This is a genomic window from Klebsiella sp. 7-CIP_Kleb., from assembly GCF_050378655.1.
Taxonomy (GTDB): Bacteria; Pseudomonadota; Gammaproteobacteria; order Enterobacterales; family Enterobacteriaceae; genus Klebsiella; species Klebsiella quasipneumoniae.
Genome location: NZ_JBNRLJ010000007.1, coordinates 40,760 through 62,152, shown reverse-complemented (window position 1 = coordinate 62,152; position 21,393 = coordinate 40,760). Strand labels below are relative to the sequence as shown.

Sequence of the window (21,393 nt, the reverse complement as noted above, 5' to 3'; positions counted from 1 at the left end):
GGCGACAAAATGGAGAAAAAAAGGATGTTAAATCATGTTTAAAAATATATTTAATGATGGAACTTTTCCTGAACGCCGTGGTTCTAATGGCCAACACCAGAGCTATATTTAGATTTACCTGAACGGTCTTTATTGAAAAAGCCCCCTTTCTTGCTAATGGAAAGGGGGAAGGATCTCGTTAGGAATGTTGTTCACTGGAATCACCAGGAACAGGCACAATCATATTCTTAAAGCCAGCAGATATAATGAAGAGAAATTGAATAAATTATGCAATCGACATCACAACATTTTATCTTGTATTCACCACCAGACGCCGATGGCGAACATCTCCATATTTTCCTCAAAATAGCAGAATACAGTAGGGACGCCTTATCAAGGCATCAAGGAAAGTCTATCGTTATCTACAATAGCCAAGCAGTGGCGCCTCGCCAGGGAAGGTGAGGCATAGGCTTCACCATCCTGCCGCCTCCCATCATCAATCACAGGGAATCGCGTATGACACGCTTACTTAAAACGATGTTACCTATCATTCTCTGCACCCTCGTTGGGTTATCGTTCGCTTCACCCACGCAGGCGGCCTCCAGTCTGCCGATTGTTCTCCCCGCGCTAACATGCGATGCGCTAAGCGCTACCGACTTCAGCGCCGCCGTTGGCGCAAAGGTCACGATCAACCACACTGAAATGCAGACCTCCGCGCAGGGAAGCTGGTGCAAGGTGAGCGCCACTATCGCCCCCCAGATTGGCGTGCAGATTGCCCTGCCGACCCAGCGCTGGAGTCAACGTTTCTTGCAGGTCGGCTGCGGCGGACTGTGCGGGAGTATTAACCTGAGTCTGTCGAATGCCAGCGGCTGCCTGCCGGCAATGAACGGCGAGTTTGTGGTGGCAGCAACCGATATGGGGCACCATGGCAGTATGATGGATGCGTCATGGGCAGAAGATCCGCAAAAGCGCATCGATTTTGCCTGGCGCGCCAACCACCTGACCGCAGTGCTGGCCAAAGCGGTGATGCAGACGCTTTACCGCCAGCCGCCAAAGTACGCGTACTTTATGGGCTGCTCAGACGGCGGTCGCGAAGCATTGATGGAAGCGCAGCGCTTTCCGCAGGATTTTGACGGTATCAGCGCTGGCGCGCCAGCGGCCTTTTTCCAGTTTCAGAACTCCTTCTTCCACGGCTGGAATGTGGCCGCCAATCAGCGTCCGGACGGTACCGCTATCTTGTTGAAAGATCGCTTACCTTTGATTCACCAGGCCATACTGGCTCACTGTCCGACGCTTTCCGGCGTGCAGGACGGCATCCTGCAAAACCCCTATGCCTGTCAGTTCTCTGAGACTTGGCTCCCCCGCTGTCCTGCCAACGCTCAGGACCGTTCCGCCTGCCTGACACAGGAAGAGATTGAGGTAGTGAAAAAGCTCTACCGCGGCGCTTACGACAGCCACGGCGCCCAGTTCGTCGCTGGCGGTCTTCCGCTGGGCTCCGAGCTACGCTGGCCGGTGCCGGAGACGCCGACCGGCCACTCAATGTCGGAAATGATGGTACTACCGGCTCTGCAATCCGTGCTCCTGCCGGGAGGAAAACAGAAGATCCAATCGATGCGGGATTTCCCACTTAATCAGCAGAATTTTGACGCCGTCGCTCAACTGGCACCGCTCTATAATGCGGCAAATACCAATCTTCATGCCTATCAGCAGCGCGGCGGCAAGCTTATCCTCTGGCACGGTCTGGCCGATGACTCCGTCAGCCCAGCCTTTTCTATCGCCTATTACCGCGGCGTAGAAGCAGAGATGGGCCATGCCGCAACGGATTCCTTCCTGCGGTTATTCCTGCTGCCTGGGGTAGCACATTGCGGTAATGGCGAAGGTTACGATCAAATTGATCTCCTTACCCCGCTGATGCGCTGGACCGAGGAAGGCATCGCGCCGCAGGAGATTATGGCCGGCAAACGGGCGCCAGCCGCCGCCAGGCTGCCGCCGATGACAGAAAAACCAGATGCCCAAACGCAGTTTCACGGCGTGCAGAAAGTCAGTCAGCCTTACGCTGACGCCGCTCCAGCCGTTATCGCAACGCGTCCGGTGTATCCCTTCCCGGCCATTGCCCGTTATAACGGGCACGGCAACGTGAATGACGGCGAAAATTATCATGCAGAGCAATCAACCGCGTTTGGTCATCTGCAGGTGGCAAAACCCGCCAGCGACTTTATTGGCCCTGATAACCAAAAAAATTATCAGGTTCGCCACGGCGAGCTCACCGTTCAATAAATCAAGGGCTCCTCATTGAGGAGCCCTTCGTTTTTGGGATTGGCCTCAATCATGCATAGCAAAACGCTCCAGCAATCGGTATTAAGCGACCTGCTCTTGTGGATCGATAATAATCTGGATAAGAAACTGACCGTCGACGATCTGAGCGATATCTCTGGTTATTCCTCCTGGCATTTGTTTCGGCTCTTCCGTCATTATTTTGATCGATCGCCGATGGAATATATCCGCCAGCAGCGCATGTCGCTCTGTCGCCGTTTATTGCTGACGACGCCTGGTTACCGTATTGTCGATATTTGTATTATGGTTGGTTATGACGATCTCAGTGCGTTTAATCGTACCTTCAAAAAATATCATGCGCTCACACCCACTCAATATCGTCATCAGGTCACCCGGCAAAAATAAGGAAGGTCCCCCTCCTCCGCATCGCTGCGGTTGGGAATGGAAGGGGGACAGGGGGTATTGCAGAAGGGAAATAGCAGGGTGCTATTATCGAGCCCGATCGGGATCAACGACCTTGCGCGACGGAAATCAGTATAAAAGGATATTTTGAGCTAATAATGTAGAGGGCGTGAAGATTTTGTCACCATTTATAATTGTCTCCACCGCTCTCATCTGAAATAAAAAAACCGGGCCGCGCTGCACCCGGTTTCATTCTCACCAGCACCATCAGAAGTGAGTATTTACGCTCACAAAGAAGGTCCGCCCCGATTCGTTATAGGTCTCGGCACCCGCGCCATACAGATAAGCTCCCGTCGTCGCGTTGCCGGTCGTTTGCGCATTCCCTGCCCGATAGTGGCGGATATCAAACAGGTTATCTATCCCGCTGGTGAAGCTCAGGTTTTTGTTCACATCCCAGGTCGCACTGAGACCGACAATACTGTATGGGCTGACTTCGTTTAATTCGCTGCCGCTGACCGCCTCGCCCTTATAATTAAAGCGTTTTGGTTTCTGTCGGCCATACCAGGTAAAGGTGCTCTGCAGAGAGAGATCTTCACGGACCTGCCAGCTCAAAGTCGAGTTCAGGGTAAACTGCGGGATCACTGACAGTCGGTCGCCTGTCGTCTTATTCTTGCTCTGCAGCATCCATGTCAGGTTATTGCTCCAGTTAACCGTCTCCCCCATCGGAAGATTCAACGTTCCTTCCAGGCCTTCCACTAACGCCTTTGGTACGTTTTCCCACTGATAGATATTGGTGGTGCCGTTGCTGGCAGTGCCCACCGCCGCGTACCCTGACTCAATCTTGTTGTGATAGTCGTTACGGAACCAGGTGATTCCCGCCTGATAGCCCTCATGCTTATACTCAAGACCAATCTCTTTATTAACGCTGGTCTCCGCTTTCAGGTCGCTATTCCCCATCAGATAGCAGGCGGAACTACTGGCGTAACAGCCTTGACCGTTGCTGTAGAGAATATAGTTCGGGTTCAACTGGTAGAGGTTAGGCGCCTTGTAAGCGCGGGCAATGCCCAGCTTCAGCGTCCAGTCGTCCGTCAGCTCCTGGGACAGGTTCAGTGAGGGGCTCCAGTTATTGCCGACGATGCTGTGGTGGTCGAAGCGCAGAGCGGGTGTCAGCATGGTGCTGTCCGTTAGCGCCATATTATCTTCGGTAAACAGCGAGAAGATCTCGGCGCTGGAGTACGGGCTACGACCGGTAGCCGATACGCCATCGATAGTTCCGTAAGAGAGCGCCTGGGTTGTCGATACGCCATCTTTCATCCGCTGCTGATTCCATTCTGTCCCCAGCGTCAGATTCTGATCGACCCCCAGCGTAAACGGAATATTCACTTCGCTATGTAGCAGAACATCGGCCAGATCGATATCTGAAAACTCGCTACTGGAGAAGATCCCTTCCGTCCCCCCCGCCAGCCCTTCATTCATTCGCGAGTTGCGGGTGTGTTCGTACTGGGCATAGCTGTTGCTGGTCACGCCATTATCCCAGCCGCCGGTCCATGTCACGCCATAAGTTTGCCGGTAGAGACGGTTAGTCTCTTTCCCGTACATACTCTTCACCAGCGTACTGGTATTGGTGTTTTGTGTGTCGCCGGCATAGAGGTTGCCCTGTCGGCTGTAGCCGGCCTCAAACTCCAGGGCCTGCATCGGGGCGAACTCCCAGCGCAGCTTACTGTGAATATCTTTGTTCACCACCCCTTCACGTCCGGCGGGATAAGAGCCCGCGTAGGAGCCTGTACGCTCGGCTTCATGACCGGCGTTAATGTCCTGAGCATCGGCCTGGGTTTTACTCAAATTACCCCAGAGATTGAAGCTGACACTGTCTGACAGCGGACCATTGAGGCTAAAGTTGGTACGTTTCGTCGACCCTTCTTTACGATGCTGCGGAGCATTCATATAGGTATTCCACGACCCATGCCATTCAGGCGTGGTCGGTTTGGTCACGATGTTGACGACCCCGCCCATCGCGCCATTACCATAGCGCGCCGCCGCCGGGCCGCGGATCACATCGATATGATCGATCATCTCTGCCGGCACCCAGTTGGTATCGCCACGGGAATCACGATCGCCGCGCCAGCCATACCGCACCGAGTTACGGCTGGTGACCGGTTTTCCATCGACCAGCACCAGAGTGTTCTCTGGTCCCATCCCACGGATATCAATTTGCCGGTTGTTGCCTCGCTGACCGCTGGTGGAGTTACCGGTCAGATTGACTCCGGGTTGCGTGCGAATTAACTCCGACACATCGCGGACGGGGGGATGTTTGCGAATCTCGTCCGCAGTAATGGTCGACACGCCCGGCGCCTGCAGGTTCTGCCTGGCGGCAGTCACCACCATCGTTTCCTCGTGATTTTCAGCAGTGGGGGTGCTCTCGTCAGACGTCGATGGTTCGATAACGCTCTCTGTCGCCTGCAGCGGCACGCTACAGGCAAACAGAGGAATGGCGATCCCCAGCGGGAAGAGAGACGTGTATTTCATAGAATATGCCCTGTTTTCTGTTGCTGTCGGGCATAACGCCTTCCCCAATTGAAAAAACAATGGGATAAAATACTTGCCTCAGCGCCTCGCCAGATTTTGGCGCAGGCCAGCGCCTTCCCGGCATTAATGGGAATAAGAAGACAGCGTGAGGCATAATAAAATTAAGTGCCCTGTTTCATCATTAGAGAAAAAGCGCTGCGCGCTATTCTTTGATAGCGTAATCCAGACAGCGTGTCATTAGAGTAATGTGCCGTGTTACGGTAATAAAAATGAGATTCATTATCAAGATGATAATAATCAATATCAGAGAAAAATAAAATAACATCTACCAATCAGCTGGTTACCAAAAAACAAATGGAAGAGAATAAAGTAAAAATAAAATCATCACTTTCTATTCATCATTAAAAAAACATATTTTTATCACATTATCTCCATAGTTAAATTAAAGACAAAAGCACATTAATAGTAAGTAATACTATTTGCGAAAGACTCTTTGTCGGTATCGTTACACCTTTTCCCCCATGTCATACCCAGCTAACGGCGGCCGTTCTGCTAAAATAAACACATCCCCCTGCGGAGTGCTCCTCCATGAACGCCAACTCGCTATCACGCCTGTTTATCGCCTGGCTTACCTGCCTCGCGACGCTGTTATTCGCCCCTTTTCTGCTGGCGGCGGAGGCGGAAATCGCGCCGCCGGTGGCAACCGAAGACAATACGCTGTCGATCCATATCGACGACATGCTGCAGCCGTGGAAAGGCGATCTGCCCGGCATGCTCGATCGGCGCACCATCCGGGTATTAACCACCTACAGCAAGACCTTCTTTTTTATTGATAAAGGCACCCAGCGCGGGGCAACGCACGACATTTTTATCGCGCTGGAAAACGATCTGAATAAACAGCTGGCGAAAGATAAAAAGCTAAAACAGCGCCACCTGAAGCTGCACATCGTTTTTGTGCCGGTCAGTCGGGATAATCTCTTTACCGCGCTTAATGAAGGTAAAGGGGATATCGCCGCCGCCAACCTGACTATCACGCCCTCGCGGGAAGCCCAGGTCGATTTCGCCCAACCGCTCTACAGCAACGTGAAAGAATTACTGATCTCCGGCCCGGCATCGCCGAAGGTCGACAGTCTGGAGCAGCTCTCCGGTCAAACGGTCTTTGTTCGCCGCTCCTCCAGCTATTACGAAAGTCTGCAAGCGCTGAACGCCCGATTTGCCAGCGAGTCACGACCGCCGGTTACCCTGGAAGCGGCGCCGGAAGCGCTGGAGGATGAAGATCTGCTGGAAATGCTCAACGCCGGGCTGGTGCCGTTGATCGTCGTCGATCAGCATAAAGCGGTTTTCTGGAAACAGGTATTTCCGAAAATCCAGGTCCATGACAACGTGGTGCTGCGCGACGGCGGCAACATTGCGTGGGCGGTACGCCAGGACAGCCCACAGCTGCTGGCGCTGCTGAACAACTTCGTGAAAAAGAATCGTCAGGGCACCACGCTGGGTAATACCCTGCTGCTGCGTTACCTGAAAAATGCCCAATATGTTAAAAATGCCGCAGCGAGTAAGGAACGGCGCAAGTTCCTCGCCATGGTGGACGTCTTCCGTAAATATGGCGATCGCTATGATGTCGACTGGCTGCTGATGGCGGCCCAGGGATACCAGGAGTCGCGGCTGAACCAGTCGGTTCGAAGCCACGTTGGCGCCGTCGGGGTGATGCAGGTGATGCCCCGCACCGGAAAAGAGCTGAAGGTGGGCGATATTAAACAGCTGGATCCCAATATTCATGCTGGCGTGAAATATATGCGCTGGATGATAGATCGTTACTATGCTGATGAGCCCATGACCCGGCTGGATAAAGCGCTATTTGCCTTTGCCTCCTACAACGCCGGTCCGGCGCGTATCGCCCGCCTGCGCACCATGACCAAACAGCGCGGGTTTGATCCAAACGTCTGGTTCGGTAACGTCGAAAATCTGGCGGCAGAAAAAATCGGCGCGGAAACGGTGACCTACGTCAGCAATATCTATAAGTATTACATCGCCTATCGGCTGATCGTCGATGACATGGCCCGCAAACAGAAAGCGACGGCGGCGCCGCGGCAGGAGCCGGTGGCGCCGCCAGCCAAACCGCAGCCCAGCGTGGCGATGCCCGCGACCGCTCAGGTGCCCGCGGCCTGAAGCGCTTGCGGCCAGCGGTCAAAACCACTTCTGAGGCGGTGGTGAAATAATCATAAAAAAAGCCCCGGCGAAACCGGGGCTTTCTGTGTTAACTACGTGGATATTGCGTTTAAGGCAGGCCTTAGAACGGGATATCGTCGTCGAAGTCCATCGGCGGTTCGTTGGAAGGCGCTGCCGGAGCCTGCTGCTGCGGACGGGACTGCGCGCCGCCGCTGAACTGGTTGCCGCCCTGCGGCTGCTGAGGCTGACCCCAACCGCCCTGCTGCTGTCCGCCGCCTGCCGGTGCGCCGCCGCCCTGACGGCCGCCCAGCATCTGCATGGTGCCGCCAACGTTTACCACCACTTCAGTGGTGTATTTATCCTGACCGGATTGATCGGTCCACTTGCGGGTACGCAGTTGGCCTTCAATGTACACCTGAGAGCCTTTACGCAGATACTCACCAGCGACTTCAGCCAGTTTGCCGAACAGCACAACGCGGTGCCATTCAGTCTGCTCTTTCATTTCGCCGGTCTGCTTGTCACGCCAGGATTCGGAAGTTGCCAGCGTGAAGTTGGCGACTGCGCCGCCACTTGGCATGTAGCGTACTTCCGGGTCCTGCCCCAGATTACCGACGAGAATCACCTTGTTTACGCCTCTGCTGGCCATGTTCGTGTCTCCTGAATACGTTTCTTAATAGTGTAAACGCGCGAGTGTACCATTTCCACGTAGCATTTTAATAGCTGCGAGGCTGATTCCAGAGATAGTACCCGGCTACGACATTGTTGCACACTCGACCTGAATTTGCATTCCGATACTGTATATTCATTCAGGTTAAATTGTGTCATAATTAGCCGTTTCTGCCGTTTGTCCTTCAAGCAAACCAGGCAATCCGTGTATCTACCTACCGGGAAAGGTGAATGGATAAGATCGAAGTTCGGGGCGCCCGCACCCATAATCTCAAAAACATCAACCTCGTTATCCCGCGCGACAAACTCATTGTCGTCACCGGGCTTTCCGGGTCTGGCAAATCTTCACTGGCTTTCGACACCCTGTATGCCGAAGGCCAGCGTCGCTACGTCGAATCGCTCTCCGCCTATGCGCGACAGTTCCTGTCGCTGATGGAGAAGCCGGACGTCGACCATATCGAAGGGCTGTCGCCGGCGATTTCCATCGAACAGAAATCAACCTCTCACAACCCCCGCTCGACGGTGGGTACGATTACCGAAATTCACGACTACCTGCGTCTGCTGTACGCCCGCGTCGGCGAGCCGCGCTGTCCGGACCACGACGTGCCGCTGGCGGCGCAGACCGTCAGCCAGATGGTCGATAACGTCCTCGCCCAGCCGGAAGGCCTGCGTCTGATGCTGCTCGCGCCCATTATTAAAGAGCGTAAAGGCGAGCACACCAAAACGCTGGAAAACCTCGCCAGCCAGGGCTATATCCGCGCACGGATCGACGGCGAAGTCTGCGATCTCTCGGATCCGCCGAAGCTGGAGCTGCAGAAGAAGCACACCATCGAGGTGGTCATCGACCGCTTCAAGGTGCGCGACGATCTGGCGCAACGTCTGGCCGAGTCGTTTGAAACCGCGCTGGAGCTCTCCGGCGGGACCGCCATCGTGGCCAATATGGATGATGAGAAAGCGGAAGAGCTGCTGTTTTCCGCCAACTTCGCCTGCCCGATCTGCGGCTACAGCATGCGCGAGCTGGAGCCGCGCCTGTTCTCCTTCAACAACCCGGCGGGCGCCTGCCCGACCTGCGACGGTCTCGGCGTGCAGCAATATTTCGACCCCGATCGCGTGGTGCAAAATCCGGAGCTGTCGCTGGCGGGCGGCGCCATCCGCGGCTGGGATCGGCGTAACTTCTACTACTTCCAGATGCTGAAGTCGCTGGCGGAGCACTATAAGTTTGACGTTGAAGCGCCGTGGGGCACCCTCAGCGCCAGCGTGCAGAAAGTGGTCCTGTACGGTTCCGGTAAAGAGAATATTGAATTCAAATACATGAACGACCGCGGCGACACCTCGGTGCGCCGCCATCCGTTCGAAGGCGTGCTGCATAATATGGAGCGCCGCTACAAAGAGACGGAATCCAGCGCGGTACGCGAAGAGCTGGCGAAGTTCATCAGCAATCGCCCGTGCGCCAGCTGCGACGGTACGCGTCTGCGCCGCGAGGCGCGCCATGTGTTTGTGGAAAACACCCCGTTGCCGACCATTTCCGATATGAGCATCGGCCACGCGATGGACTTCTTCAACAATCTGAAGCTCTCCGGCCAGCGGGCGAAAATCGCCGAAAAAGTGCTGAAAGAGATTGGCGATCGCCTGAAGTTCCTCGTCAACGTCGGCCTCAACTACCTGACGCTCTCCCGCTCGGCGGAAACGCTCTCCGGCGGCGAGGCCCAGCGTATCCGACTGGCGAGCCAGATTGGCGCCGGACTGGTTGGCGTGATGTACGTCCTGGATGAGCCCTCCATCGGCCTGCACCAGCGCGATAACGAGCGCCTGCTCGGGACCCTGATCCACCTGCGTAATTTAGGCAACACGGTGATCGTCGTTGAGCATGACGAAGACGCCATTCGCGCCGCCGACCATGTGATCGATATCGGCCCCGGGGCCGGGGTCCACGGCGGCCAGGTGGTGGCGGAAGGGCCGCTGGAGGCCATTATGGCGGTACCGGAATCCCTGACCGGCCAGTTCATGAGCGGTAAGCGCAAAATTGAAGTGCCGAAGCAGCGCGTGCCCGCCGATCCGGAGAAAGTCCTCAAGCTAACCGGCGCGCGCGGCAACAACCTGAAAGACGTGACGCTGACCCTGCCGGTGGGCCTGTTTACCTGCATCACCGGCGTCTCCGGCTCGGGTAAATCCACGCTGATCAACGACACCCTGTTCCCCATTGCCCAGCGTCAGCTTAACGGCGCGACCATCGCCGAACCGGCGCCGTATCGCGATATTCAGGGGCTGGAGCACTTCGATAAAGTCATCGATATCGACCAGAGCCCGATCGGCCGCACGCCGCGCTCCAACCCCGCGACCTATACCGGGGTGTTTACGCCGGTGCGCGAGCTGTTCGCCGGGGTGCCGGAATCACGTTCCCGCGGCTATACGCCGGGCCGTTTCAGTTTTAACGTCCGCGGCGGTCGCTGCGAAGCCTGCCAGGGCGACGGGGTGATCAAGGTCGAAATGCACTTCCTGCCGGATATCTACGTACCGTGCGACCAGTGCAAAGGTAAGCGCTATAACCGCGAAACGCTGGAGATTAAGTACAAAGGCAAAACCATCCACGAAGTGCTGGATATGACTATCGAAGAAGCGCGCGAGTTCTTTGATGCCGTACCGGCGCTGGCGCGTAAACTGCAAACCCTGATGGACGTGGGTCTGACCTATATCCGTCTCGGCCAGTCGGCGACGACCCTGTCCGGCGGCGAGGCGCAGCGCGTCAAGCTGGCGCGCGAGCTGTCCAAGCGCGGTACCGGCCAGACGCTGTATATCCTCGATGAGCCGACCACCGGTCTGCACTTCGCCGATATCCAGCAGCTGCTGGAAGTGCTGCACCAGCTGCGCGATCAGGGCAATACCATCGTGGTGATTGAGCACAATCTCGACGTGATAAAAACGGCCGACTGGATTGTCGATCTCGGCCCGGAAGGCGGCAGCGGCGGCGGCGAAATTCTGGTTTCCGGTACCCCTGAAACCGTCGCCGAGTGCGAAGCCTCGCACACCGCGCGCTTCCTGAAGCCGATGCTAAAATAATTAGCGAGAAAGCTGCTGCCGGACCGGCTCCGGCAGCATTTTCACCGCCTGCTGATAAGACGCATCGACCAGGTAGTAGATTTGCGAATCCGGCAGCGAGCCATCCAGAAAGACGGTGCTCCAGTGTGCTTTATTGAGATGCTGGCTGGGCCGGACGTCGCGATGCTGCTGCCGTAGCAGCTCCGCCAGCTCCGGGCTCGCCTTCAGCGCAACCGCCGGCCGCTGGTCTTCGACCTCCTTCACCATGGCAAACAGCACGTCCGAGACCTTAATCTGCGTGGCTTTCCAGTCGCTGTGGACGCTCTGCTCTGCTCCCGGCTTCGCCATGCAGTACTGCAATAACTCCGAAATTGTCATCTTTTATTCCCCCATGAGCGTCGCAACGATGTGCCGCGAACCGCCGTGTATCCGATGCTCCCCCAGCCAGATGCCCTGCCAGGTCCCCAGCCTGACGCGTCCGTCCTCAACCGGCAGCATCAGCGACACGCCAAGCATCGATGATTTGATGTGCGACGGCATATCGTCAGGGCCTTCATAATCATGTTCGTACGGCGCATTGTCCGGCACGGCGTTAAGAAAATACTGCTCCATGTCATACCGGACGGTGGGATCGCAGTTTTCGTTGAGCGTCAGGGAAGCGGAAGTATGCTGGAGCAGGAGGTGTAGCAGGCCGACCTTCACCCCGGACAGCCCGCGGATCTGGCCGAGGATTTCGTCGGTGACCAGATGAAAACCACGGGATTTAGGCCCAAGCGTCAGGGTTTGCTGATACCACATCATCGACTCCTTTTTGCGAATGAATCCCTCTAAGTGTGCAGCAATACGTGAAAAGGTAAAACCTTCCACCCCGGATTTTGCATAAAAAAACGGCAGCGTCACCGCTGCCGTTTATCACGTTCTGACGCCTGTCAGTATTCGGAATTGACGATCACTTCTTCGCCCAGCGCGCCGGCCATCGGCAGCGGCTTATAGGAGGAGTTGGCGGCACGCAGCACGCGGATCCCGCGGGCGCCCGCCTCGCGGGCGGCGGTAATATCGTTATCCGAGTCGCCATAGAAAACCTTTATCTGCTTCGTCTGCAGCCACTGGGTCTTGGTATTCTGACCCGGCTTATCGCCAGCGAAAATCACCGGGTTCATATTGGCGGCGGGGATAAGAAAATCATCCTGCAGGGTTTTAGAAACGGTTTCTGTTTTGGTCTGGCTGCGGCCGGTGACGAACCAGATGCTGTCGCCACGCTTCACATGCATGGCAATCAGCTGGCGCGCCACCTCTTTTGGCATGCTGAATTCGTCCCAGCCGTTGTTCATTTTTTCCCAGAACTGCGGGTTTTTCAGGTAATCCTCACTGCCGGGAGAGAAGGTTTTTTGCCCGCGCCAGAAACCAGGACTGGAGAAGAGAACGGTGTCATCGATATCAAAGCCGACGGCCATCGGCGGACGCCCCAGCAGGCTGTTCTCAATTTGCGCCACCGAAACCCAGTGGATCGGCGCCTGCTCGGCCAACTGGGCCACGTTGGTGCCGACCCACAGCGGCTGTGGCGTGGAGGCGCGCGCGACTACGGCGCTGTTCAGCGTGAACAGGAGAGAAGCCGCCGCAAGGGCGAGAGTAAGTTTGCGCATATTTATCCCTAAATCTATCAATCATTATTGTTTTCAATAATGTGCATGCTTAGTAACGCCCCGACCTTACCCGCAGGCGACAGGGATGAAAAGCCTTTTTCGCGTAGATGTCATAGAAAAAGAGGATGATCACAATCAGAGGGGGTTGCCCCTGCCCGTTGACCGGCAGAGACAACCTGCTGGAGAGCGGCTTACATTACCGCGGCAAAGGCTTTCGCGACCTGCTGAACATTACGTGAGTTTAACCCCGCCACGCACATGCGTCCGCTGGCAATCAGGTAGACGCCAAACTCGTCGCGCAGGCGATCCACCTGCGCCGCACTGAAGCCGGTGTAGCTGAACATCCCGCGCTGCTTGAGCAGGTAATCCACATCGCTGCCCGGGGCAACCTGCTGCAGCGCGTCGACCAGCGCCTGACGCATAGTCAGGATATGCGCGCGCATGGCGTCCACTTCCGCCTGCCAAGTGGATTTCAGCCCGGCATCGTTCAGCACCGTCGCCACCACCTGCGCGCCAAAGCTCGGCGGGCTGGAGTAGTTGCGGCGCACGGTGGCCTTCAGTTGGCCAAGCACGCGGCCTGCGGTTTCACTGTCTTCACAGACCACCGACAGGCCGCCGACGCGCTCCCCGTACAGGGAGAAAATTTTGGAGAACGAGTTGCTGACCAGCATCGGCATCCCGGCGCTGGCGATGGCGCGAATGGCGTAGGCATCCTCTTCCAGCCCTGCGCCAAAGCCCTGGTAGGCGATGTCGAGGAACGGGATCAGCTGACGCGCTTTCAGGATCTCCACCACACGATCCCACTGTTCCGGCGTCAGGTCGGCGCCGGTCGGGTTGTGGCAGCAGGGGTGCAGCAGCACAATGTCGCGCGCCGGCAGCGTTTGCAGCGTCGCCAGCAGCGCTTCAAAGCGCACGCCGTTGGTGGCTTTATCAAACCATGGGTAAGTACTTACTTCGAAGCCAGCCCCTTCAAATATGGCAATGTGGTTTTCCCAGGTCGGGTCGCTGACCCAGACATGAGACTCAGGAAAGTAGCGTTTGAGGAAATCGGCCCCGACCTTCAGCGCGCCCGAACCGCCGACCGTCTGAATGGAGGCGATGCGGTTTTGCTTAAGCGCGCTATGCTCCGCGCCAAACAGCAGCGGCGCAATTGCCTGGCGGTAGCCGCTCAGCCCTTCCATCGGCAGATACAGCGAGGCGCCGTGCGGCTCGGCGTTCAGGCGCGCTTCCGCTTCCGCCACCGCCTGCAGCTGCGGGATAATGCCGTCATCGTTGTAATACAGCCCGATACTCAGGTTGACTTTGTCGCTTCGCGGGTCTTCTTTGAAGCGTTCCATCAGAGAAAGAATAGGGTCGCCGGCGTAGGCGTCAACTTTTTGAAACACGCGATGTATCTCCAGGTTTACATGGGGCAGGTTCTTACACAATAAACCGGATATGACGGCAGGTCGAGAGGATGTTGAGGGGAAAGTGACCGCGCAGCGGTATAAACCGCTTTTTTGTCCGCGGCTATACCGATAGCGTACCGGATAAGCGTCTGAGCTATCCGGTACGAACAAGGCTTAGTCGAAGTATTTCATGGCGACGCGGGAGGTCAGTCGCGTAATAAGTTCGTAAGCACTCACTTTCGTGATCTCGGCGATGCGCTCTACCGGGAGTCCCTCTCCCCACAGTACCACCGCGTCGCCGGCTTTATCCTGGGCCTGCGGGCCGAGGTCAACGCAGATCATATCCATCGCCACCCGGCCGACAATCGGCACTTCGCGGCCATTGACCAGCACCGGGGTGCCCGACGGCGCGGCGCGCGGATAACCGTCGCCATAGCCCATCGCGACCACGCCGAGACGCGTGTCGCGTTCGCTGATCCAGGTGCCGCCGTAGCCGACGGACTCCCCTGCTTTATGCTCGCGCACGGCAATCAGGCTGGACGTCAGGGTCATCACCGGCTGACAGCCAAAATCTTTCCCGGTGGAGCGATCGTCCAGCGGCGACACGCCATACAGGATAATGCCCGGACGCACCCAGTCAAAATGCGACTGCGGCCACAGCAGGATACCGCCCGAGGCGGCGATAGAGCGCAATCCCGGCTTGCCTTTGGTAAAGGTGGTGAAGATATCCAGCTGGCGTTCGGTGGCGCCGCAGGTCGGCTCATCGGCGCGGGCGAAGTGGCTCACCACGTTAACCGGCTGGCGGACGTTTTTGCACTGGCTCAGACGCTGATAAAACGCCTCGGCTTCCTCCGGGCGCACCCCTAAGCGATGCATGCCGGTATCCAGCTTCATCCACACGGTCACCGGCTCGGGGAGGTCGGCTTGCTCCAGCGCCGCCAGCTGTTCGGGGCTATGCACCGCGGTATGCAGACGCTGAGCGGCGATCACCGCCAGGTCTTCCGCCGCAAAAAAGCCTTCCAGCAGGAGGATCGGCTGCGCGATCCCCCCCGCTCGCAGGCGCAGCGCCTCTTCCAGGCGGGCGACGCCAAAAGCGTCGGCGTCGGTCAGCGTTCGCGCGGTCTCAAGAAGACCGTGTCCGTAGGCGTTCGCTTTCACCACCGCAACCAGTTTGCTGGCAGGCGCCAGTTCACGCAGACGTTGCAGGTTGTGTCGCAGAGCGCGGCGGTTGATAACTACAGTTGCCGCTTGCATTTGAATTCCTTAATAAAAGAAGGAGGAAGGGTTACTCATCATCATACTGAGGACCGGCATAATTATCGAAACGCGACCACTGACCGTTGAAGGTCAGTCGCACGGTGCCGATCGGGCCGTTACGTTGTTTACCAATGATAATTTCCGCGATGCCCTTAAGATCGCTGTTCTCGTGATAGACCTCATCACGGTAAATGAACATGATTAAGTCGGCATCCTGTTCGATAGAGCCGGACTCACGCAGGTCGGAGTTGACCGGACGTTTATCGGCACGTTGTTCCAGTGAGCGGTTCAGCTGCGACAGCGCCACCACCGGCACCTGTAGCTCTTTGGCCAGCGCCTTCAGCGAGCGGGAGATTTCGGCGATCTCCAGGGTACGGTTGTCAGAGAGCGACGGCACGCGCATCAGCTGCAGGTAGTCGATCATAATCAGCCCGATGCCGCCATGCTCGCGGGCGATACGCCGCGCGCGGGAACGCACTTCCGTCGGCGTCAGGCCGGAGGAGTCATCGATATAGATGTTACGTTTTTCCAGCAGAATGCCCATGGTGCCGGAGATCCGCGCCCAGTCTTCATCGTCCAGCTGACCGGTACGAATGCGGGTCTGATCGACGCGCGACAGCGAGGCCAGAGAACGCATCATGATCTGCTCGGAGGGCATCTCGAGACTGAAGATGAGTACCGGTTTGTCCTGCAGCATCGCTGCGTTTTCCACGAGGTTCATCGCGAAGGTCGTTTTACCCATCGACGGACGGGCGGCGACGATAATCAGATCCGACGGCTGCAGGCCGGCGGTCTTTTTGTTGAGGTCGTCGTAGCCGGTGTTGACCCCGGTAACGCCGTCATGCGGCTGCTGGAAAAGCTGTTCGATACGGGCGACGGTGGCGTCGAGGACATCGGCGATGTTTTTCGGCCCTTCGTCTTTATTGGCCCGACTTTCAGCGATTTTAAAGACGCGGGACTCGGCGAGATCGAGCAGATCTTCGCTGGTTCGCCCCTGCGGGTCGAAGCCGGCCTCGGCGATCTCATTGGCCACCGAGATCATCTCGCGCACGACCGCGCGTTCGCGCACGATGTCGGCATAGGCGCTGATGTTCGCCGCGCTGGGGGTATTTTTGGACAGTTCCGCCAGATAGGCAAAGCCGCCGACGCTGTCCAGCTGTCCCTGACGCTCCAGCGACTCCGCAAGGGTGATCAGGTCAATCGGGCTGCCCGACTCCTGCAGGCGCGCCATCTCGGTAAAAATATGACGATGCGGACGGGTATAAAAGTCGTCGGCAACGACGCGTTCGGCAACGTCGTCCCAGCGCTCGTTATCCAGCATTAAACCGCCCAACACCGACTGCTCCGCTTCAATCGAGTGCGGCGGGACTTTCAGCCCGGCGAGCTGCGGATCGCGTTCGCGGGTTTCTGTCTGTGGTTTGTTGAAGGGTTTATTTCCTGCCATAGCCTAACATTTCACCGATACGGAAAAGAGCGTGACAGTATAGCGAGAAAGCCATTGCCGCTAAAGAACCCATTAAGCATGGCTGGCCTGAGGCGGGTAAGAAAATCCGTCGCTGCCGCCGCAGGCTGTTAAGCTTACTGGATAATCTCAGAACAACACAGGAGCGAACATGGCAACACGCATCGAATTTTCAAAACACGGGGGGCCGGAGGTGCTTCAGGCGGTTGAGTTTACCCCTCGCGATCCTGCGGAGCATGAAATTCAGGTCGAAAACAAAGCTATCGGCATCAATTATATCGACACCTATGTTCGCAGCGGCCTCTATCCGCCGCCGTCGCTGCCGAGCGGTCTGGGCACCGAGGCGGCCGGCATCGTCAGTAAAGTCGGCCATGGGGTGACGCACATTAAGGCAGGCGATCGGGTGGTGTACGCCCAGTCGGCGCTCGGCGCCTACAGCACGGTGCACAATGTGCTGGCCGATAAAGCGGCGGTCTTGCCGGACGCCATCTCTTTCGAACAGGCCGCCGCGTCGTTCCTCAAAGGATTAACGGTCTGGTATCTGTTGCGTAAAACTTACGAAATTAAGCCTGATGAGATGTTCCTGTTTCATGCCGCCGCCGGCGGCGTGGGGCTGATTGCCTGTCAGTGGGCGAAAGCGCTGGGGGCGAAACTTATCGGCACCGTCGGCAGCGCGCAGAAGGCGCAGCGCGCCAAAGCGGCGGGCGCCTGGCAGGTGATTAACTATCGCGAAGAACCTATCGCGGAGCGGCTCAAAGCGCTCACCGACGGTAAGAAAGTCGCCGTAGTCTATGACTCGGTAGGGAAAGATACCTGGGAAGCCTCTCTGGACTGTCTGCAGCGCCGCGGCCTGATGGTCAGCTTTGGCAACTCCTCCGGCCCGGTGACCGGCGTTAATCTGGGGATCCTGAATCAGAAAGGTTCTCTGTACGTCACCCGCCCATCGCTGCAGGGCTATATCACCAACCGGGAAGAGCTGGCTGAAGCCTGCAGTGAGCTGTTTTCGCTGATCGCCAGTGGAGTAATCAAAGTGGACGTGCCCGAGAGTCAGACCTATCCGCTGACCGAAGCGCGACGGGCGCATGAAGTTCTGGAGAGCCGGGTGACACAGGGGTCGAGTCTGCTGCTGCCGTAAGCGGTCAAAAGGACAAAAGGACAAAAGTTTAGGGCTTCCACCTGGGAAGCCCTTACTTTTTTTAGTTCGGCTGTATGTAGGGTACAGCGCGATGAATTCGTTAACGCGCTAATAGTGACAGATTTGCGTAGCGATGCCTACGCGGTTCTGTGCAAAATTGTTCAGGTTGTGACACACCCCTCAATACCTTAGTAACGCCAACGGTTATTGTCGCGAAAAGCGTTTCCGTCCGGGGTTTTCAGCGCCCGAATAACCCACACCACCACCACCGCCAACAGCAGCCACGGCAGCAATTTGATCATTAAAGCAAACAAACCGCCGACGAACATCAGCGCCGTAGCCACCACGATGGCGGCGATAATCCCCAACAGCGATACGCCGGTGACCAGCAGCATGACAAAAAATCCGATGACAAATAACATTTCCAGCATGGCTCTCTCCCCACAGTCATTAATATGTCGCTCTGTAGGTATTACAAAAAACATGCCAACAATAACAAACTGAATTTAAAAGAAAACGCCCCGCAATAGTGTGCGAGGCGTGGTCAATTTCACCAGGTTTTGGTGAGAAACTAACGCTTATCGGCCACCAGCTTTAGGGCCTGCTCCAGCACCGCAATGTCGGCGTCGGGTTTATGCGCATTTTCGCTCAGGTAGCGACGCCACTGGCGGGCGCCTGGGATACCCTGAAACAGTCCCAGCATATGACGGGTGATATGGCCCAGATAGGTGCCCTTGCTGAGCTCGCGCTCAATATACGGGTACATGGCCCGCACGACGGCCACCGGATCGGCATCCGCGCCGGCGACGCCGAAAATCTCCCGGTCGACCGAAGCCAGAATACCCGGATTCTGATAGGCCTCACGCCCGACCATCACCCCATCCATATGCTCAAGCTGCATTCTGGCTTCATCCAGCGATTTGATACCGCCGTTAATCGCCATCGTCAGGTGGGGGAAGTCACGCTTCAGCTGCCAGACGCGGGGGTAATCCAGCGGCGGGATCTCGCGGTTCTCTTTCGGGCTCAGACCGGAGAGCCAGGCTTTGCGGGCGTGAATAATAAACATCTCACATTCGCCCTTGCCGGAGACCGTCTCAATGAAATCACAGAGGAATTCATAGCTATCCTGGTCGTCGATGCCGATACGGGTCTTCACCGTGACCGGGATCGACACCACATCGCGCATCGCTTTGATACAGTCGGCCACCAGCGGCGCGTTACCCATCAGGCAGGCGCCAAACATCCCGTTCTGCACGCGATCGGAGGGGCAGCCGACGTTGAGATTGATCTCGTCATAGCCGCGCGCCTCGGCCAGCTTCGCGCACTGCGCCAGGGCCTGCGGGTCGCTGCCGCCGAGCTGCAGAGCGACCGGGTGCTCTTCTTCGCTATACGCCAGGTAGTCGCCTTTGCCATGAATAATCGCCCCGGTGGTCACCATTTCGGTATACAGCAGCGTATGCCGCGACAGCAGCCGCAGGAAGTAGCGGCAATGTCGGTCAGTCCAGTCGAGCATCGGCGCGATGGAGAAGCGATGAGCAGGGAAAACAGGTGACGTTGATTCAGGCATCATGGCGAATAAATAAGCATCCGGGTAAAAAGGGGCGCTACTATAGCATAAAGATAAACCACAGGCGCGTAGTGCGCCGCGCTTCGCCCCTTCCCGGTGTCGATTACTTTATCCGCGGTTTGCCGTCATGTGGGCCAAAGAACTGCGGCGGATGGTCAACCCAGCGATCCTGGCGCGTCGCGGCATAGCCAGGATTGAGCGGGTAGTAAATTCGGTTGTACTTTTTGTTGGCCTCACCCACCACCAACAGACGAACCTCCTGCTCGGTGTTATTGAGAAAAGTGTGGCAGATGCCGGTACCAGCGGGAAAACCCACGCTGTCCCCCGGCTCCAGTTTCCAGAGATAGCCGTTTATCCACACTTCCGGATAGCCCTCCAGCACATAGATGAACTCTTCCTCATCGCTCTCCGCGTGCGGGTAAGAGGTGCGCCGCCCGGGCGGCAGTCTCTCGTGGTGGATCCCCAACCGATTGAGGCGTAAACCGCGCCCCAGCGGCGCGCCAATGGAAAAACGCTCCGGGCTGTCGGGATAAGTGGCATCGTCGGGCCCTTCCAGTTCGCGCCAGTGGCGAATGCAATCAGGTCGTTTCATCGTTTTCTCCCGAAAATGAGACACTTCAGATATAGCATACCTGGGTCAGGCGTGTTGCGATTAAATCGGGCATGACGGTTTTAGCGGCCGGCTAAGGCGCAGCCTCCACGAGCGTCAGCGGCCAGCACCCGGAACTGGCGCAGGCACCGACAACCTGAAGTATGACCCGCATCACCCGTCGGGTCTCGGCGTTTTCCGCGGAACGTGATAAAGTAACAGATTCAATTTCACGCAACCTGAGGATGCTCATGGATAAGACCCCTTCGCAAGAGATGTTAGCGCATGCTGAAAAGCTGTGTGCGCAACGCGGCGTACGCCTGACCCCACAGCGTCTGGAAGTGTTGCGCCTGATGAGCCTGCAGCAAGGGGCAATCAGCGCCTACGACCTGCTGGATCTGCTGCGCGAGAAAGAGCCGCAGGCGAAGCCGCCGACGGTCTACCGCGCGCTGGAGTTCTTACTCGAGCAGGGTTTTGTCCACAAGGTGGAATCGACCAACAGCTATGTGCTGTGTCATCTCTTTGACCAGCCGACCCACAGCTCGGCCATGTTTATCTGCGACCGCTGCGGCGTGGTGAAGGAAGAGGCGGCTGAAGGGGTGGAAGATATCATGCATACGCTGGCGGCCAGAATGGGCTTCGCCCTGCGCCACAATGTGATTGAAGCTCACGGCCTCTGCGCGAGCTGCGTGGAAGTAGAAGCCTGCAGCACGCCGGGACACTGCCACCACGATCATACTATTCAGCTCAAAAAGAAAGCCCGCTGAGCGGCAGCCGCAGCGGGAAAAAGGGTTAACGGCGCGTCCCTGCGCCATTCAGACAGGCACTAACACAAATGCTTCTTTCTTCGGATCAAGGAACGCTACCAGCGATAGTCGTTCTTATGCTCCCAGTCTGAGACTTCTTTCTCAGCCTGATCTTTCGCATAGCCGTAACGCTCCTGAATTTTGCCGACCAACTGGTCGCGCTTCCCTTCGATTACGGTCATATCATCATCGGTAAGTTTGCCCCACTGTTCCTTGGCTTTACCTTTCAACTGTTTCCAGTTACCGCCGATTTCGTCTTTATTCATGATAACGTCCTCATCATTCGGTGGGTTTACAGCCCGTTTTGTGCCGGACATGGTATTAACTATAGATGAGAATGCTGGCGCCGATTCGTTATTCGGAATTTTTAACCACCATACCGATGGATAAGGCTGAGGAGATTTCCCCGGCTTGCGCTACGCTGAGCCGGGCTACTGAGTTGCCCCGGTAAGCGGTGCGCAACCGCGGGAATTCATGGATAGCCGTTATGAACG

The 21,393-nt window shown here is 56.8% G+C and carries 18 protein-coding genes; 6 read left to right on the top strand and 12 right to left on the bottom strand.

What is annotated here, in order from left to right; genetic code table 11:
- Window positions 1-495: 495 nt before the first annotated feature.
- Window positions 496-2,256, top strand: a complete 1,761-nt coding sequence (locus ACQUTI_RS20705; protein WP_017900111.1) for a tannase/feruloyl esterase family alpha/beta hydrolase — start codon at window positions 496-498, stop codon at window positions 2,254-2,256.
- 33 nt (window positions 2,257-2,289) lie between these two features.
- Entirely contained in the window at window positions 2,290-2,658 is a 369-nt protein-coding gene (locus ACQUTI_RS20700; protein ID WP_094311165.1) for a helix-turn-helix transcriptional regulator, read from the top strand.
- Window positions 2,659-2,922: 264 nt separating this feature from the next.
- Here ACQUTI_RS20700 and ACQUTI_RS20695 read toward each other — a convergent pair whose 3' ends face one another.
- Window positions 2,923-5,181, bottom strand: a complete 2,259-nt coding sequence (locus tag ACQUTI_RS20695; protein WP_254465647.1) for a TonB-dependent siderophore receptor — start codon at window positions 5,179-5,181, stop codon at window positions 2,923-2,925.
- A 588-nt stretch (window positions 5,182-5,769) separates the two neighbouring features.
- On the opposite strand from ACQUTI_RS20695, the gene ACQUTI_RS20690 reads away from it, so the two are divergent.
- Window positions 5,770-7,350: a lytic transglycosylase F gene (locus ACQUTI_RS20690; RefSeq protein ID WP_053810875.1), complete on the top strand. Its 1,581-nt coding sequence runs from the start codon at window positions 5,770-5,772 to the stop codon at window positions 7,348-7,350.
- A 121-nt stretch (window positions 7,351-7,471) separates the two neighbouring features.
- On the opposite strand, the gene ssb1 is transcribed toward ACQUTI_RS20690, so the two are convergent.
- Window positions 7,472-7,996, bottom strand: coding sequence for a single-stranded DNA-binding protein SSB1 (ssb1, locus tag ACQUTI_RS20685; protein ID WP_004151744.1), 525 nt, complete (start codon window positions 7,994-7,996; stop codon window positions 7,472-7,474).
- 251 nt (window positions 7,997-8,247) lie between these two features.
- Between ssb1 and uvrA the strand changes: the two genes are divergently transcribed.
- On the top strand, window positions 8,248-11,073 hold the full coding sequence (uvrA, locus tag ACQUTI_RS20680) for an excinuclease ABC subunit UvrA (protein WP_023291635.1): 2,826 nt from the start codon (window positions 8,248-8,250) through the stop codon (window positions 11,071-11,073).
- On the opposite strand, the gene ACQUTI_RS20675 is transcribed toward uvrA, so the two are convergent.
- The 6 genes from ACQUTI_RS20675 to dnaB form a co-directional block, all read right to left on the bottom strand.
- Window positions 11,074-11,430, bottom strand: coding sequence for an MmcQ/YjbR family DNA-binding protein (locus ACQUTI_RS20675; RefSeq protein WP_004206305.1), 357 nt, complete (start codon window positions 11,428-11,430; stop codon window positions 11,074-11,076). It abuts the gene before it with no gap.
- A 3-nt stretch (window positions 11,431-11,433) separates the two neighbouring features.
- Complete coding sequence (locus tag ACQUTI_RS20670) at window positions 11,434-11,850, bottom strand: secondary thiamine-phosphate synthase enzyme YjbQ (RefSeq protein WP_004206303.1); 417 nt, start codon at window positions 11,848-11,850, stop codon at window positions 11,434-11,436.
- Between the two features lie 131 nt (window positions 11,851-11,981).
- On the bottom strand, window positions 11,982-12,695 hold the full coding sequence (aphA, locus tag ACQUTI_RS20665) for an acid phosphatase AphA (protein WP_004206302.1): 714 nt from the start codon (window positions 12,693-12,695) through the stop codon (window positions 11,982-11,984).
- A gap of 191 nt (window positions 12,696-12,886) precedes the next feature.
- Window positions 12,887-14,080, bottom strand: coding sequence for an aromatic amino acid transaminase (tyrB, locus tag ACQUTI_RS20660; protein ID WP_043519217.1), 1,194 nt, complete (start codon window positions 14,078-14,080; stop codon window positions 12,887-12,889).
- Between the two features lie 177 nt (window positions 14,081-14,257).
- Window positions 14,258-15,337, bottom strand: coding sequence for an alanine racemase (alr, locus tag ACQUTI_RS20655; RefSeq protein WP_428923356.1), 1,080 nt, complete (start codon window positions 15,335-15,337; stop codon window positions 14,258-14,260).
- 31 nt (window positions 15,338-15,368) lie between these two features.
- Window positions 15,369-16,784 (bottom strand): replicative DNA helicase, encoded by a 1,416-nt coding sequence (dnaB, locus tag ACQUTI_RS20650; protein WP_002884942.1) that lies wholly within the window; start codon window positions 16,782-16,784, stop codon window positions 15,369-15,371.
- A 169-nt stretch (window positions 16,785-16,953) separates the two neighbouring features.
- Here dnaB and ACQUTI_RS20645 point away from each other — a divergent pair, with 169 nt between their 5' ends.
- The gene (locus ACQUTI_RS20645; RefSeq protein ID WP_004177848.1) at window positions 16,954-17,937 is read left to right on the top strand and encodes a quinone oxidoreductase; all 984 of its coding nucleotides are present in this window, start codon (window positions 16,954-16,956) and stop codon (window positions 17,935-17,937) included.
- A 188-nt stretch (window positions 17,938-18,125) separates the two neighbouring features.
- Here the strand turns inward: ACQUTI_RS20645 and pspG are convergent, their stop codons facing one another.
- The 3 genes from pspG to ACQUTI_RS20630 all read right to left on the bottom strand — a co-directional run bounded on the left by pspG (window position 18,126) and on the right by ACQUTI_RS20630 (window position 20,096).
- Window positions 18,126-18,368 (bottom strand): envelope stress response protein PspG, encoded by a 243-nt coding sequence (pspG, locus tag ACQUTI_RS20640; RefSeq protein WP_049093098.1) that lies wholly within the window; start codon window positions 18,366-18,368, stop codon window positions 18,126-18,128.
- A 140-nt stretch (window positions 18,369-18,508) separates the two neighbouring features.
- Complete coding sequence (dusA, locus tag ACQUTI_RS20635) at window positions 18,509-19,507, bottom strand: tRNA dihydrouridine(20/20a) synthase DusA (protein ID WP_428923355.1); 999 nt, start codon at window positions 19,505-19,507, stop codon at window positions 18,509-18,511.
- A gap of 100 nt (window positions 19,508-19,607) precedes the next feature.
- Window positions 19,608-20,096 (bottom strand): cupin domain-containing protein, encoded by a 489-nt coding sequence (locus ACQUTI_RS20630; RefSeq protein ID WP_004206295.1) that lies wholly within the window; start codon window positions 20,094-20,096, stop codon window positions 19,608-19,610.
- Between the two features lie 248 nt (window positions 20,097-20,344).
- Between ACQUTI_RS20630 and zur the strand changes: the two genes are divergently transcribed.
- The gene (gene zur / locus ACQUTI_RS20625; protein ID WP_004206294.1) at window positions 20,345-20,860 is read left to right on the top strand and encodes a zinc uptake transcriptional repressor Zur; all 516 of its coding nucleotides are present in this window, start codon (window positions 20,345-20,347) and stop codon (window positions 20,858-20,860) included.
- A 95-nt stretch (window positions 20,861-20,955) separates the two neighbouring features.
- On the opposite strand, the gene ACQUTI_RS20620 is transcribed toward zur, so the two are convergent.
- The gene (locus tag ACQUTI_RS20620; protein ID WP_004206293.1) at window positions 20,956-21,165 is read right to left on the bottom strand and encodes a CsbD family protein; all 210 of its coding nucleotides are present in this window, start codon (window positions 21,163-21,165) and stop codon (window positions 20,956-20,958) included.
- Window positions 21,166-21,393 lie beyond the last annotated feature (228 nt).

What these genes read in the sequence shown, in the direction of transcription:
- ACQUTI_RS20705 (WP_017900111.1), top strand. Translation starts at nt 496, where the DNA reads ATGACACGCTTACTTAAAACGATGTTACCTATCATTCTCTGCACCCTC.
- ACQUTI_RS20695 (WP_254465647.1), bottom strand. Translation starts at nt 5,181, where the DNA reads ATGAAATACACGTCTCTCTTCCCGCTGGGGATCGCCATTCCTCTGTTT.
- ACQUTI_RS20690 (WP_053810875.1), top strand. Translation starts at nt 5,770, where the DNA reads ATGAACGCCAACTCGCTATCACGCCTGTTTATCGCCTGGCTTACCTGC.
- ssb1 (WP_004151744.1), bottom strand. Translation starts at nt 7,996, where the DNA reads ATGGCCAGCAGAGGCGTAAACAAGGTGATTCTCGTCGGTAATCTGGGG.
- uvrA (WP_023291635.1), top strand. Translation starts at nt 8,248, where the DNA reads ATGGATAAGATCGAAGTTCGGGGCGCCCGCACCCATAATCTCAAAAAC.
- ACQUTI_RS20675 (WP_004206305.1), bottom strand. Translation starts at nt 11,430, where the DNA reads ATGACAATTTCGGAGTTATTGCAGTACTGCATGGCGAAGCCGGGAGCA.
- ACQUTI_RS20670 (WP_004206303.1), bottom strand. Translation starts at nt 11,850, where the DNA reads ATGTGGTATCAGCAAACCCTGACGCTTGGGCCTAAATCCCGTGGTTTT.
- aphA (WP_004206302.1), bottom strand. Translation starts at nt 12,695, where the DNA reads ATGCGCAAACTTACTCTCGCCCTTGCGGCGGCTTCTCTCCTGTTCACG.
- alr (WP_428923356.1), bottom strand. Translation starts at nt 15,337, where the DNA reads ATGCAAGCGGCAACTGTAGTTATCAACCGCCGCGCTCTGCGACACAAC.
- dnaB (WP_002884942.1), bottom strand. Translation starts at nt 16,784, where the DNA reads ATGGCAGGAAATAAACCCTTCAACAAACCACAGACAGAAACCCGCGAA.
- ACQUTI_RS20645 (WP_004177848.1), top strand. Translation starts at nt 16,954, where the DNA reads ATGGCAACACGCATCGAATTTTCAAAACACGGGGGGCCGGAGGTGCTT.
- pspG (WP_049093098.1), bottom strand. Translation starts at nt 18,368, where the DNA reads ATGCTGGAAATGTTATTTGTCATCGGATTTTTTGTCATGCTGCTGGTC.
- dusA (WP_428923355.1), bottom strand. Translation starts at nt 19,507, where the DNA reads ATGATGCCTGAATCAACGTCACCTGTTTTCCCTGCTCATCGCTTCTCC.
- ACQUTI_RS20630 (WP_004206295.1), bottom strand. Translation starts at nt 20,096, where the DNA reads ATGAAACGACCTGATTGCATTCGCCACTGGCGCGAACTGGAAGGGCCC.
- zur (WP_004206294.1), top strand. Translation starts at nt 20,345, where the DNA reads ATGGATAAGACCCCTTCGCAAGAGATGTTAGCGCATGCTGAAAAGCTG.
- ACQUTI_RS20620 (WP_004206293.1), bottom strand. Translation starts at nt 21,165, where the DNA reads ATGAATAAAGACGAAATCGGCGGTAACTGGAAACAGTTGAAAGGTAAA.